13 protein-coding genes and 2 tRNA genes are annotated in these 13,395 nt (G+C 35.7%); 1 reads left to right on the top strand and 14 read right to left on the bottom strand.

What is annotated here, in order from left to right:
* Positions 1-169: 169 nt before the first annotated feature.
* The 12 genes from clpX to BLS02_RS07525 all read right to left on the bottom strand — a co-directional run bounded on the left by clpX (position 170) and on the right by BLS02_RS07525 (position 11,411).
* Positions 170-1,447: an ATP-dependent protease ATP-binding subunit ClpX gene (clpX, locus tag BLS02_RS07580; RefSeq protein ID WP_092492406.1), complete on the bottom strand. Its 1,278-nt coding sequence runs from the start codon at positions 1,445-1,447 to the stop codon at positions 170-172.
* Positions 1,448-1,936: 489 nt separating this feature from the next.
* Positions 1,937-3,223, bottom strand: coding sequence for a trigger factor (gene tig / locus BLS02_RS07575; RefSeq protein WP_092492405.1), 1,287 nt, complete (start codon positions 3,221-3,223; stop codon positions 1,937-1,939).
* Between the two features lie 140 nt (positions 3,224-3,363).
* Positions 3,364-4,344 carry a DUF3196 family protein gene (locus BLS02_RS07570; protein WP_092492404.1) on the bottom strand — a complete coding sequence of 327 codons (981 nt, stop codon included), beginning with the start codon at positions 4,342-4,344 and terminating at the stop codon, positions 3,364-3,366.
* A 140-nt stretch (positions 4,345-4,484) separates the two neighbouring features.
* Positions 4,485-4,558, bottom strand: a tRNA-Arg gene (locus BLS02_RS07565).
* Positions 4,559-4,561: 3 nt separating this feature from the next.
* Positions 4,562-4,635 (bottom strand) — tRNA-Gly (locus BLS02_RS07560).
* Between the two features lie 254 nt (positions 4,636-4,889).
* Complete coding sequence (locus BLS02_RS07555) at positions 4,890-5,402, bottom strand: YfcE family phosphodiesterase (RefSeq protein ID WP_092492403.1); 513 nt, start codon at positions 5,400-5,402, stop codon at positions 4,890-4,892.
* A gap of 21 nt (positions 5,403-5,423) precedes the next feature.
* Positions 5,424-6,017: an XTP/dITP diphosphatase gene (locus tag BLS02_RS07550; RefSeq protein ID WP_092492402.1), complete on the bottom strand. Its 594-nt coding sequence runs from the start codon at positions 6,015-6,017 to the stop codon at positions 5,424-5,426.
* Complete coding sequence (gene rph / locus BLS02_RS07545) at positions 6,017-6,781, bottom strand: ribonuclease PH (RefSeq protein WP_092493222.1); 765 nt, start codon at positions 6,779-6,781, stop codon at positions 6,017-6,019. The genes BLS02_RS07550 and rph overlap by 1 nt, the downstream gene beginning before the upstream one ends.
* 567 nt (positions 6,782-7,348) lie before the next feature.
* Entirely contained in the window at positions 7,349-8,434 is a 1,086-nt protein-coding gene (locus BLS02_RS07540; protein ID WP_092492401.1) for a GerMN domain-containing protein, read from the bottom strand.
* Positions 8,435-8,546: 112 nt separating this feature from the next.
* The gene (racE, locus tag BLS02_RS07535) at positions 8,547-9,359 is read right to left on the bottom strand and encodes a glutamate racemase (RefSeq protein WP_092492400.1); all 813 of its coding nucleotides are present in this window, start codon (positions 9,357-9,359) and stop codon (positions 8,547-8,549) included.
* 23 nt (positions 9,360-9,382) lie between these two features.
* Positions 9,383-9,835: a MarR family winged helix-turn-helix transcriptional regulator gene (locus tag BLS02_RS07530; RefSeq protein WP_092492399.1), complete on the bottom strand. Its 453-nt coding sequence runs from the start codon at positions 9,833-9,835 to the stop codon at positions 9,383-9,385.
* Between the two features lie 94 nt (positions 9,836-9,929).
* Positions 9,930-11,411, bottom strand: a complete 1,482-nt coding sequence (locus BLS02_RS07525) for a potassium/proton antiporter (RefSeq protein WP_092492398.1) — start codon at positions 11,409-11,411, stop codon at positions 9,930-9,932.
* Between the two features lie 339 nt (positions 11,412-11,750).
* On the opposite strand from BLS02_RS07525, the gene BLS02_RS07520 reads away from it, so the two are divergent.
* The gene (locus BLS02_RS07520) at positions 11,751-11,975 is read left to right on the top strand and encodes a helix-turn-helix domain-containing protein (RefSeq protein ID WP_092492397.1); all 225 of its coding nucleotides are present in this window, start codon (positions 11,751-11,753) and stop codon (positions 11,973-11,975) included.
* Positions 11,976-11,991: 16 nt separating this feature from the next.
* On the opposite strand, the gene BLS02_RS07515 is transcribed toward BLS02_RS07520, so the two are convergent.
* On the bottom strand, positions 11,992-12,450 hold the full coding sequence (locus tag BLS02_RS07515) for an acyl-CoA thioesterase (RefSeq protein ID WP_092492396.1): 459 nt from the start codon (positions 12,448-12,450) through the stop codon (positions 11,992-11,994).
* A gap of 170 nt (positions 12,451-12,620) precedes the next feature.
* Positions 12,621-13,385, bottom strand: a complete 765-nt coding sequence (gene sdhB / locus BLS02_RS07510) for a succinate dehydrogenase iron-sulfur subunit (RefSeq protein ID WP_092492395.1) — start codon at positions 13,383-13,385, stop codon at positions 12,621-12,623.
* Positions 13,386-13,395: the final 10 nt, after the last annotated feature.

The following is a 13,395-nucleotide window of genomic DNA, read 5'->3' as shown; positions in this document are numbered from 1 at the left end:
AAAATCCCCGGAAAGATAACTGTGATTAGTATTACCTGATGTTGAAATACTAAACACGAAATCTAACAAGAAAGAGACTGACATTGGGCTAATGTTCGAACCTCAATAAATGATTATTGAAGGAAATCATAAGCCAAGTCAGTCTCATATTATTTAATTACCAAATGGTTTATGCACTTTCTTTAGGAAGCTTTTCATTTCCTTCTTTTACAGTTCCATCAACAAGTACTAGCTTTGGATGACCATTTTCCTGGAGAACAGTATCTTTCGTAATAATACACTTCTCAATGTCCTCGCGTGATGGTAGTTCAAACATTACGTCCAGCATAATACTCTCAATGATGGAACGTAAACCTCTTGCTCCAGTTTTCCGCTCTATCGCCCTTTTGGCTATTTCAACTAGAGCTTCCTCTTCAAACTCAAGTTCAACATCATCTATCTGGAATAGCTTAACATATTGTTTTACCAGTGCGTTTTTAGGTTTTGTTAAAATTTCAACTAACGCATCTTCATCTAATGGTTCAAGACTTCCTACAACCGGAATTCTTCCGATGAACTCTGGTATAAGACCATAACGTAACAGGTCTTCTGGCAATACTTTTTGTAGAAGTTCACCCATTTCAAGATCTTGTTGTTCTTCGTTTGAACCAAATCCAATAACTGTCTTACCAAGTCGACGTTTAATTATTTGATCAATCCCATCAAAAGCTCCACCAACTATAAATAATACATTAGTTGTGTCAATTTGAATGAATTCCTGATGAGGATGTTTCCGTCCGCCTTGTGGTGGAACACTTGCAACAGTTCCCTCAAGAATCTTTAATAGTGCCTGTTGCACACCTTCACCAGACACGTCACGAGTAATTGACGGGTTCTCTGATTTACGTGCAACTTTATCAATTTCATCGATGTAAATAATACCTTTCTCAGCCTTTTCTACATCATAATCAGCAGATTGGATGAGTTTCAATAAGATATTTTCAACATCTTCACCAACATAACCAGCTTCAGTTAATGATGTTGCATCAGCCATAGCAAATGGAACATTTAAAATTCTTGCCAATGTCTGTGCAAGCAATGTTTTACCACTTCCTGTTGGACCAAGCATAGCGATATTACTTTTTGCAAGTTCTACGTCATCTGAATTTTTAGGTGTGTTAATTCGTTTGTAATGGTTATATACCGCTACAGATAAATTCTTTTTTGCTTTTTCCTGCCCGATAACATAATCATTGAGAATTTCACAAATTTCCTTTGGTTTAGGTACTTCCTTAAACTCGGTTTCTTCTTCCGTACCAAGTTCTTCCTCAACTATTTCTGTGCAAAGTTCTATACATTCATCACATATATAAACACCAGGTCCGGCAACGAGCTTGCGAACTTGATCTTGACCTTTCCCACAAAACGAACATTTTAATTGTCCTTTTTCTTCATTAAATTTAAACATTGCATTTTCACTCCTAAAAGTTTAAATCTTCGTCTCAAACTTCATCTTTATATAATTTAACTTTCACTGTCATCATATCAAATCAAAATAAGAAAACAAAACAATAACCTCTTCTTTATTTATCATTTTATTATGGAGAATTTTATAAAAAAGTCAAATGATACTACTTATGCTCTATGTTTCATAGTTAGCTAAAATCGATAATTAATAATAACCATATTATCCAGTCCTTATTTATCGTATGTTAGTCAAATACGATAGATAACAAAATTTATCGACTTTCAAAAAATAAAAAATATACTTTTTTCGTAGCAATGCGTTAGATACAAATTGTGTTTATCGCAAAGTTAAAACAAGGTGCGAATTATTCGCACCTTGTTTAGAAAACTTGGCAAATCGCCAACCTTGTTTGTATTTATGCAGTAAGAAAGTAATTTTAATATCTTATCTGCTAAATAATCATTTTCATTTTAGTCATAAGCAAAGTGATTATACAGTTTTACTATTTTCAACTAAGAAATCAAGAGCCTTTCTGAACTTCAGATCCTCTTTAATAGCGTCAGCGTTTCCGCCTAACATTTGCTTCAATTGCTCAACTTCAGCTCCATACATAGAAGCCATATTAGTAAGCTCAGCATCCACATCTTCATCCGTTACTTCAAGGTTTTCCGCATTGAAAATAGCTTCTAATGTTAAGTTAGTTTTCACACGTTTTTGAGCATCTTCTTTCATTTGTTCTTTCAATGCATCCTCATCCTGTCCGGAAAATTGGAAATACATATCCATTGTCATACCTTGCTGTTGCAAACGTTGTTCAAACTCTTTGAGCATACGGTCAAGTTCAGTATTTACCATTGATTCTGGAATCTCTACCTCTGTGTTATCTGAAGCTTGTTCAATTAGTGATTCACGCATCTGATTGTCAGCATCTTGTTTCTTTTGTGCTTCCAACTCTTCTTTTTTCTTTGTTTTTAGCTCTTCTAATGTTTCTACTTCTTCGTCAACATCTTTTGCAAATTCATCATCAAGTTCTGGTAATTCTTTTGTTTTAACGTCATGAATTTTTACTTTAAATACAGCTTTTTGACCAGCTAATTGTTCTGCATGATAATCTTCAGGGAATGTTATTTCAATTTCTGTTTCTTCACCTGATTTTTTACCAACTAATTGTTCCTCAAATCCAGGGATGAACTGTCCTGATCCGATTTCCAATGAATGATCTTCACCTTTTCCACCTTCAAATGCTTCTCCATCCAAGAAACCTTCAAAGTCCATAACTACCGTGTCGCCTTCTTCTACTGTACCTTCTTCTTTGATAATAAGTTCTGCTTGATGTTCACGCTGATGTTCAATTTCATGATTTACATCTTCATCTGTAACGTCAACTGATTGTTCTTCAACTTCCAGGCCTTTATATTCACCTAAAGTTGCTTCTGGCTTAACTGTAACTTTTGCAGTGAAAATAAGTTCTTTTCCTTGTTCAATTTCTTCGATATCAACTTCAGGTTGTTCGATTGGTTCAATACCAGTCTCTTCAACAGCTTTCATATAAGCATCTGGTAAAATAATATCAACCGCATCCTGATATAATGATTCTACTCCGAAGCGATTTTCAAATATTTTACGCGGTACTTTACCTTTACGGAATCCTGGAATTTGTACATCTTTTACAACTTTTTTGAATGCTTGATCCAAACCACGATCAAATTCCTCTGGACTTACTTCTATTGTTAGTACTCCTTGATTACCTTCCTGTTTTTCCCATTTTGCTGACATAAAAATTCCCTCCAAAATCTAATATTCCTTTTAAATTTCACGTTCATCAATATAAATAAATATATATAATGATCAAGTTTACAACCATCTCATTATAACATAATTACTAGTGCTTTCAAGCATTACGGCTACTCTAAAGACTATGCTTCAATGATTGTTAAGTATAAAGCTTCGCACATTTTAATTTCTTCTACATATTTTTTAACAGACTCATCCAAATGTTTACTATCTTCTATATGTATATCCAAATATTCTTCACCAATCTTCGATAACGCTTCAGCTATATGAATGATATCTCTATCATTTGGCATGATTGGATACCTTACATATACGTATCGATATAAAAGCCTTTCGACTAATTGAAACAGTGATGGATTCTTTTGTTCCAGCTCATTAATTAGTAAAAGTGTCTGCTTCATTGTTTTATGTGAACTAATTTCAGGTACATTTACCGGGGGTATGGTCAGTTGTTTATTAAGTTTACTTACGGTAACTTCATCTGAAATACTTCTCTCTTGCAGCCATTTAAAAACTGCTGTTTTAGTAACCGGATGTACATTATTTTCTATCAATAAATTCTTAATAGAATCTGTCGGATTAGCATTTATTTTACGCATTTGTTCTACTAAACGCCACTGTTGCACATGATTTTCCTGTTTAACAGCCTTTAGCAATTCATCTATGTATTCGGAAGACTTTTCATTTCTAATTTCATTTTTCATATTCTTACTCATATCATAAAGTTGCTGAAACTGTTCGTGAATCACATCAGGAACAACCTCTGATTCAAATTCAAATTCTACTTGTTCCATCAATAACTCATATTGGCTAGTCTGGAATAATATTGTTAAGTAAATATGTAAGTAATGATAATAATTTTCATCTTTATATTTCAATACCGCTTCACATAAATCTTGCGCTTCTTCATAACGATCCATTTCCATCAGGCAAATTAGCTTGCCTATTACAATTTCATGATTATCGATATGGTAGCTTAATAACTGATCCAGTTTTGTTAATGCTTCCTCATATCTTTTTTCTTTAATAGCCTTCAAACTTTCTTCTTCTAAAGTTGTTCGCCACTTTGGAAATAGAATTACGTTTTCTTTATCGCTCTGCATCTTTTATTTATTCACTCCCTTCTCAAGTTTATTTTTGTTTTTCCCGTAATAAATATACATACCCGGTTAATTGAAAAATAAACCTTATTAAGATAATAAAAGAGAAACCTATAAATTTGTTGATAGGTTTCTCCGGATGATGTCCCAGGCAGGATTCGAACCTGCGACCCACAGCTTAGAAGGCTGTTGCTCTATCCTACTGAGCTACTGGGACACATGGAGCGGGTGATGGGAATCGAACCCACGATATCAGCTTGGAAGGCTGAAGTTTTACCACTAAACTACACCCGCATATTATGTATTTAATTTTTAACAATCCATTCCTGTATCTCCAAGCTGATTTAAGGCTGTATCACCTTCGAGGCAACTCTCAGTTTATTCGGTTGAATCTTTACTCGCAACTTATAATTCCACACTACACAACATCCGCATATTTGAACGAACAAGAATCATTATATGCATTTTGAAAATATTTGTCAATAGTATAATAAAATAAATGCTTTTCATTAAGTTGACTTATACTCCTCAATGAAAAGCGAAGAATGTTACGTAAAAGTAATATCTATAGAAAGATCTTCAATAAAGTCACCTTTCACTGTATAGTAATTTACCTGGACTGCATCTAAATCATCCCATTTCAAGATAGCGTATGTTTTATCTGCCCTTACCCTAGGAAGTAAAATACTACCTGGATTGATCACAAGTTGATTTCCAACCTTTTCAGCCATAGCAATGTGTGTATGGCCATAACAAACTACTTGAGCATCTTCTTCCTCAGCACGATAGGCTATTGTCATTAGATTGGATTTCACATGATGGTGGTGACCATGTGCAATATAAAAGCGAAGACCCTCGATTAAGCTTGTTTGCTCTAATGGATACCTTGAATCAAAATCACAATTTCCGGCAACTTTTATGAAGCCTGTCATCTCTGGCGCGTCCATATCCAATTCCGAATCTCCACAATGTATCATATACTTTAAAGCATGGCGTTCTTTAATTTCTTTTAGTTCATTTGTAGAACCATGACTATCACTTACAATTAAAACACTCGGCATAATAACACCTCACATTATCACCTATAAATTTTCTAGCCAATCTTCGAGTTGCTTAATAGCATTACTTCGGTGACTGATACTATTTTTTTCATCAGAAGATAACTCTGCCATTGTTCTTGTATAGTTCTTTGGTATAAAAATGGGATCATAACCAAATCCATTAGAACCTTTTGAAGTAACGGAAATTCTCCCTTCACAATATCCTTTTTTAAAAATTGTATTCGCGTCTGGTGTGGCTACTGCCAATACACATACAAAACGAGCTGTACGGTCAGTTACCTTAGCATTCTTCAACTCAGCTAAGACTTTTTCGATATTTGCCTTGTCATCTTTAGGTTCACCGGCATATCTGGCAGAAAATATACCAGGTCTGCCATCCAATGCATCTATTGTTAAACCAGAATCATCAGCTAATACGGGAGTATTCAATAACTTTGCTATCTGTTCTGCTTTTAATGCCGCATTTTCTTCGAACGTGACCCCTGTCTCTTCAATATCTTGAATTGACTGAGATAAGTCTAGTAAGGATACTGCTTTAATATTAAATTTTGCAAAGAACGTTTTAAACTCCTCTGCTTTCCCAGGATTTTTAGTTGCTATGATTATTTCTTTCATTATAAATCTTCCCTACTTATTTTGGTTTCTCCTATTTTATCAGCTAATTCACCCAGTATTTCTTTTTGTATCGTATTGATCTTCAGCATTCCTTCATTAGCCAGTCCAAGCATCGCTTGTAATTGGCTGTTTGTGAATGTCGCCTCTTCTCCAGTACCTTGTATTTCAACAAATTCTCCAGCACCTGTCATTACCACGTTCATATCAACATGTGCTTCTGAATCTTCACCATAGTTCAGGTCTAACACTTCCGTACCATCGGATAAAACTCCAACAGATATTGCTGATAGAAAATCGCTCACAGGCATTTTTTCAATTTTATTATCTGCTATTAATTTACCAAAAGCTAGTACTACAGCAACAAATGCACCTGTAATAGAAGCAGTTCTTGTTCCGCCGTCAGCCTGAATTACATCACAATCCACCCAGACTGTACGCTCACCAATTTGATCCAAATCAACTACAGAGCGTAATGCTCGTCCAATTAATCGCTGTATTTCCATCGTTCTTCCACTTACTTTACCTTTAGATGACTCTCTTATGTTCCGTTGATTAGTTGCACGGGGGAGCATGGCATATTCAGCTGTAATCCATCCTTTTTTTTGGCCCCGCATAAACGGCGGCACTTTGTCCTCGATACTTGCATTACAAATAACTTTAGTGCCTCCAGCCTGTATAAGTACAGAACCCTCAGGATGTTTAACAAAATCTGGTATAATTGTTATTGAACGTAATTCATTATTATCTCTTTGATCATTTCTCACTTTAAACATATTCCTCCTTATTACTACACTTACGATAGGATTATCCTAACATATTTTTTACGAAAGAAACACGATAATACACGATAGGTAGAAAACCTTATACTATCTAAGACTGAGAACAAAAGCGAAAGCACCTGCTCTGCGCAGTATGGAATGCGCGCGCATCGCTCGGGTGGGTCCGCACAAAGCGGCGGTTTTATTCGATCTTCCTTTTACATTGAGATTATACAATCTTGACTTATCTCCAGTAATTCCAAAAGTCAAAATAAATCTATTGCCTGGAAAGCGAAAAAATACTGAGGAGTGTTAGCGATTTAGGAAATTCGGCGATCTCGAACTGTTATCGTAGACTCGGCGGGATCCATTATATTTTATAGTGTCCTAAGCAATTAGAAAACTGGCATTCGTTACCGGGATTCTTATGAATGCGTATTTTGCTTTCTTTAGATTACCTTATACTCTAGAGTGCAAGCCTTAATGGTGAATATCTTAGTGTACAATTGCAGTAAGAAAGTTTTTTATACTATCTTAACTGCAAAAAAAAGGCTGCATATCACAGCCTTTTAATTATAATTTTTCAGTTTTTGAAAATGTTTGTGTTGTAACAGGAGTCGTATATGGTTCTCCATTTTCATTAAAGAGCGTCTCGACATTTTCAACTTTCACTTGCACAGCCTCCACAGATGGATCTTCTGTTAAGGTGCGTACTAATGTTTCCATTACTTCATCAGAAATCACGGCTTTTTCTCCGTCCTGAAGCACTTCCTCACTGAATACCAATTCAAGCACACCATCTCTTAAACTTGGGTTACTTGTAAGTTCTGTCTGATTGTTGAAAACATGCTGTACATTCGCCTGAACACCGGGGCCATCCAGTAATGCTTCAATTACTGAACCATATAGATCCTGGTTCTCAATATTAATGTACTGTGTTACCGGTACAAAATACTGATTTTCATCATGTACAGATGGATAGTACAACGTAACAGGCTTGCTGGCCATGAGGTCAACACTATCAGAATGAATTAGATTAATACCGTTCACTCTCGAATAACCCTCACCAATAGGAGTTCCACTTACGGGCATCTCAGTTTGTGCTTCTCCGTTAATCCGCAGTTTGATATTATCCACGCTTTCAAATTGTGTTAATGTATATGTCATTGCCTGAAGCACCTTTAACTCATTTTGTTCCTCATAATTTTTAAACTCCTCAGACACATCTACAATTAACGTCCCATTTTCCTCAAGACTTAAGCTATTAACTTGTGTTCCTGCTGGTAAAACTGCCTGAAATCCATTTGGTAATAAGGATGTTACAGGTCCTCCTTTTACCAAGTGTTGGAGTGCTTGTATTGCTACCTCCTTGGATTCAATCTGTGGTAATTGCAATGTTTGTGAGGCCACCATTCCATCTGAATCAATTAAATATAATTGTCTTCCAACTGTCTTTGGTTCCGCTTCTCCATCAGACTCTTCATCAACACCCTCTGATTCCGATTCATCTGATACATTATCCAAATCATTTACAGCCTCAGCGTCTTTAGGTGGATCCATTTCTTCATTATCAATTGATTGTTCTCCTTGGAAACATCCAGTCAATATAATAGAAAGACACACCGTTATAATTAAAAGTAATGTACTGCGCTTCTGCATGTTATTCCCTCCTACGATGGTTTGTACTATTATATATACGAGCACATTATAAAATTAGACCAACCTATGCAGAAAAAAATCAGAATACCTATAAAAAATAGGATTCTGATTTTTATATAAATGCTTTTTGTATCGTAACGGAGTGGAATTTATCAATTGATTTCATAAAAATACTTTCAGCTATTTTCGTGAACATTTCCAATTCACCGGTCGAGTAAAATTTATGATCCGGTATATGATTATCTTTATTTAACTGATTATGAAATTCTAAGATCGTACTTGCTTCACGAGCTGTTTCCTCACTGGAAGATATAATGGTAACGTGATCACCTATAATAGATTGAATCGTTTCTTTAATTAACGGATAATGCGTACACCCCAAGATCAATGTATCTATATGATTATTCATTTTCATTGGGTATAACGATTCCTCCACCACTTGTTCTGCGTGTGTACCAGATATAATTCCTTGTTCAACCATTGGAACAAACAACGGACATGCCAGAGCATTCACATGGATATCTGCTTTTATGCTCTGCAACGCCTCCGTATACGCATTACTCCTAATTGTTCCTTCTGTACCAACTACACCTACATGACTATTATGTGTGAATTTAATTGCGGCTCTAGCACCAGGCTGGATCACACCAATAACTGGAATGTCCAATTCACTCTGGAGTTCAGTAAGCGTAAAAGCTGTTGCAGTATTACATGCTATGACAAGCATTTTAATCTCTTTTTGAAGCAGGAAATCAACCATTTCCCACGTAAACATTCTTATTTCTTCTTTTGACCTGGGACCATATGGGCATCTTAATGTATCACCTAAATATATAAGATTTTCTCTTGGCAGTTGCCTCATAAGTTCATTTGCAACTGTTAAACCGCCCACTCCAGAATCAATAACCCCAATTGCCTGATTCAAAAAAATCGCCTCTTCTATGCTGTTTATTTTTCATTGACACACCGCATCTGTTCATATAAAAACGAAAGTAAATCGTTCAACGTATCCGTTTGTTCTATTGAAAAGTTTGTTAAAACCTCTCCCAAATATTCTTGACGTTTTCGAATTACTTCTTGGATAATGGAATTTCCTTTTTCTAATACGTGGATTCTCACAACACGACGATCATCGATATCTCTAATTCTTTCGACCAGCTCATTTTTCTCCATGCGGTCTACTAAATCGGTTGTGGTACTAAATGCTAACCCGTTTTTATTGGATAGCTCACCAATTGTTAAATCACCTTCCTCAATCAACCATTGTAGCGCGATAAATTGTGGTGATGTAATTGGGTAATTATTTAATATTTTTCGACCATTCTGTTTGATAATACCTGATATATAACGAAGTCTTTTCTCTACATCAGCTATTGCTTCTGTTGATACATCATCTTCCAAATGGGTAACCCCCCAGTATATTTCCTTATTCTATGAACATTTTAACATAATTCGAGTATATTTTTATTTTTTCATAATATAAAATACAAATTTCTTATAGTGTATCGGTATCTTTTTCTAATACTTTTATTAATTTTTGCTTACTCTTTCGGGATACCAATATGTACAGTGTATCATGCTCTTTAATTACTGTTTGCCCATTTGGTGTGATGATTTCATTATCTCGTATAATTGCATTGATTAATGCATTATCTGGCAATGTAATACACTCAAGGGTTTCACCAATGATTTTATTTTTGCTAGTAACATCATATTCAATCATCTCCACATTGGTTTTTCCAATTGAAATCAGTTCTAAGGAGTGCATCGATCTTTCTTTGGCTTCACCTTCTAATCCTAATTTGGAAGACATAAATGTAATAGTTGAACCTTGAACAAGTGTTGATGTTAACACAACGAAAAAGACAACATTAAACATAACTTGGCTACCTTCTACCCCAGCTAGCATAGGAAATATTGATAATACGATCGGAACAGCTCCACGTAAGCCAGCCCATGATAAGAACAATTTCTCCTTATTATTATATTGTGATTTTAACAGGTTCAAATAAACTGCTAGTGGCCGTGCTATAAATATTAAAACAGTCGAAACTAACAACCCATTGATTAAATAATTCCATTGAAACAGTTCTGCTGGAAAAACAAATAAACCGAGAATAACAAACATAACAATCTGTGCCATCCAAGCAAATCCTTCATTAAATCGAACAATTGAATGACGATACGTTAATTCCGAATTGCCGATAACTAATGCAGCTGTGTAGACTGCAAGTAATCCGCTAGCATCCATCAATGCGGTTATACTGTAGGCAGAAAATGCGAATGCAAGTCCAAATAAGGGATACAGCCCACTGGAATCTAAGTTAATACGGTTAATTGATAAACTGCCAACTTTTCCAATTATCAGCCCACATAATAACCCAATTCCCATCTGCCAGAAAAAAGACCAAATTAATGAACCTATTCCTGCTTGGTCCTGTGTAATTAACTGAATAAAAGAAAGCGTTAAAAACATTGCCATTGGATCGTTTGATCCCGATTCAGCCTCAAGCATCGATTTAATATTGCCCTTGATATTTTTATCCTTCAATACAGCAAATACTGCAGCAGCATCAGTAGATCCAACAATAGATCCTAATAATAATCCCTCCAGCCAGGAAATACCAAGCATGTATTTAGAAGCAACCGCAACAATCCCTGTAGTAACTAGTACACCTGACGTTGCCATAGTTAGTGCTGATGGCAAGACTGGTTTAATCTTAGTCCATTGTGTCTGTAAACCACCTTCGAATAAAATTACAACAAGTGCAATTATACCTATTAATTGCGCTATTGTAGCATTATCAAAGTATATAATATTTAATCCATCACTACCCACTAACATACCAACACCTATAAAAAGAACAAGGGAAGGTACACCTAATCGTGTAGAGAACTTCGTTACAAGAACACTAATGATTAGTAATAATGCCATTAGTAATATGAATTGGTTTGATTCTAAAATTTCATTTAACATGGAAAGCCTCCGTGTAATTATAAAAGAATGAAAGTTGATGAGGAAAAGTTATGGGGGTATCGTACGTCAATTTATATTATAACAAAATAATGGGTTATATATGGATTTTTTAGTAAACTTTGTTGATCTTTAACCCTCTTAGTTGATATGACTGCGACATATTATCCGCTTTGGATATATACTATGCTTACCACGAATTAGTATCCTAAGGGAGACGATTGTATTAAGATAAAAATCTAAATAATTGTACTCACCGTTTACACTTAGTTTCATAAGCTATAGTGACTAAATAATTTCCTCTCAACCTGCAGCTCTATGACAGCAAGGAGGGGTTAACATTTGAAGGACAACGAGTACAAACCGAAGCAATTATTAACCAAACGCGAAAAAGAGGTATTCGAACACTTAGTACAAGACAAAACAACAAAGGAAATTGCCCAGGAATTGTTTATATCAGAAAAAACTGTCCGAAACCACATTTCAAATGCTATGCAAAAGCTAGGAGTCAAGGGGCGATCACAGGCTGTAGTAGAGCTCCTTCGTATGGGGGAATTAAAGCTCTAAAAAAAACCGACTTTCTTTATTGGAAGTCGGTTTTTGTTAATAATTTTTCTTTCATGGAATTCGCAATCGAAATTGGTTTGCCCGATTCAGGATTTATGTACACTAATCTTCCCCTGCCCGTCAAACACATCTCGCCTTTATCATTTAAAGCCATGTAATGAATATCAAGGGATGTGTTTCCGATATGATTCACTTTTACATACTGCCACAATTTCTCGTTAAAATACATTTGTGTATGATAATCGCATTGTAAATCGGCAACAATAGGCACCCCTTCATCATCGCTTCCTTCATTTTGAAATAAGCCAACTGACTTTAAAAATTCAATACGCGCCTCTTCAAAGTATATAAATGCTGATACGTTGTTGACATGACCAAACATGTCAGTTTCCGAGAATCGGATTTTAATTGGGATGTAAAATGAAAACTCAGATTGCCATCTTGTTAAATCGTCTATATATGAAACAGTTTTCAAATAAAACTTCTCCTTCCTGCTTAGAAAGCTTGACTTATTACCAGGACTTAATGGCAAAAGTCTTGTTGCACTTGTGTAGTAAGAAAGTTTTTATACTTTCTAAACTGCTGAAAAATGACCCTTACCATTGATAGGTAAGGGTCAAGGTATTTTCATAGATTAATAGAATTTTAATGGGCGTTGTCACTACCAAAGAAATTTTTGAAAGATTGAATGTTTGTTTCGCGATTCATTGCAGCAATTGATGTAGTCAACGGAATACCCTTAGGACAAACCTGCACACAGTTTTGTGCGTTTCCACATCCCGATACGCCCCCATCTTCCATTAATCCTTCTAAACGTTCACTAGAATTCATTTCACCCGTTGGATGAGCATTAAACAATCTTGCTTGTGAAAGTGCTGCCGGTCCAATGAAATCGGATTTGTCGTTAACATTGGGACATGCCTCCAAGCAAACACCACAAGTCATACATTTTGAAAGTTCATATGCCCACTGACGTTTCTTCTCGGGCATACGAGGTCCAGGACCAAGATCATAGGTTCCGTCAATAGGAACCCATGCCTTAACCTGTTTCAATGCATCAAACATTTGCTCACGATCTACAATTAAATCCCGAACAATTGGAAACGTGCTCATTGGCTCCAAGCGAATTGGCTGCTCCAATTTGTCTACCAATGCAGCACATGATTGACGTGCTGTCCCGTTTATCACCATAGAACAGGCTCCACAAACCTCTTCAAGACAATTCATATCCCAGTAAACTGGTGCTGTTTTTTCTCCATTTGCATTAACGGGATTTTGGCGAATCTCCATTAATCCCGAAATGACATTCATGTTTTTTTTATATGGAACATTGAATGTCTCTTGATATGAAGGTGAATCCGGGCTGTCTTGCCGAGTTATGATAAAAGTAACTGTACTTTGTTCAGCCATGCGTATCTTT

This window comes from Virgibacillus salinus, assembly GCF_900102415.1.
Classification (GTDB): domain Bacteria; phylum Bacillota; class Bacilli; order Bacillales; family Amphibacillaceae; genus Lentibacillus; species Lentibacillus subterraneus.
This window is presented reverse-complemented; position numbering and strand designations above follow the sequence as displayed.

Coding starts and splice junctions, on each gene's coding strand:
- BLS02_RS07550 (WP_092492402.1), bottom strand. CDS start 6,017: ATGAAAGAAATAATCATAGCAACTAAAAATCCTGGGAAAGCAGAGGAG.
- BLS02_RS07540 (WP_092492401.1), bottom strand. CDS start 8,434: ATGCAGAAGCGCAGTACATTACTTTTAATTATAACGGTGTGTCTTTCT.
- sdhB (WP_092492395.1), bottom strand. CDS start 13,385: ATGGCTGAACAAAGTACAGTTACTTTTATCATAACTCGGCAAGACAGC.
- BLS02_RS07555 (WP_092492403.1), bottom strand. CDS start 5,402: ATGCCGAGTGTTTTAATTGTAAGTGATAGTCATGGTTCTACAAATGAA.
- BLS02_RS07525 (WP_092492398.1), bottom strand. CDS start 11,411: ATGTTAAATGAAATTTTAGAATCAAACCAATTCATATTACTAATGGCA.
- BLS02_RS07570 (WP_092492404.1), bottom strand. CDS start 4,344: ATGCAGAGCGATAAAGAAAACGTAATTCTATTTCCAAAGTGGCGAACA.
- tig (WP_092492405.1), bottom strand. CDS start 3,223: ATGTCAGCAAAATGGGAAAAACAGGAAGGTAATCAAGGAGTACTAACA.
- clpX (WP_092492406.1), bottom strand. CDS start 1,447: ATGTTTAAATTTAATGAAGAAAAAGGACAATTAAAATGTTCGTTTTGT.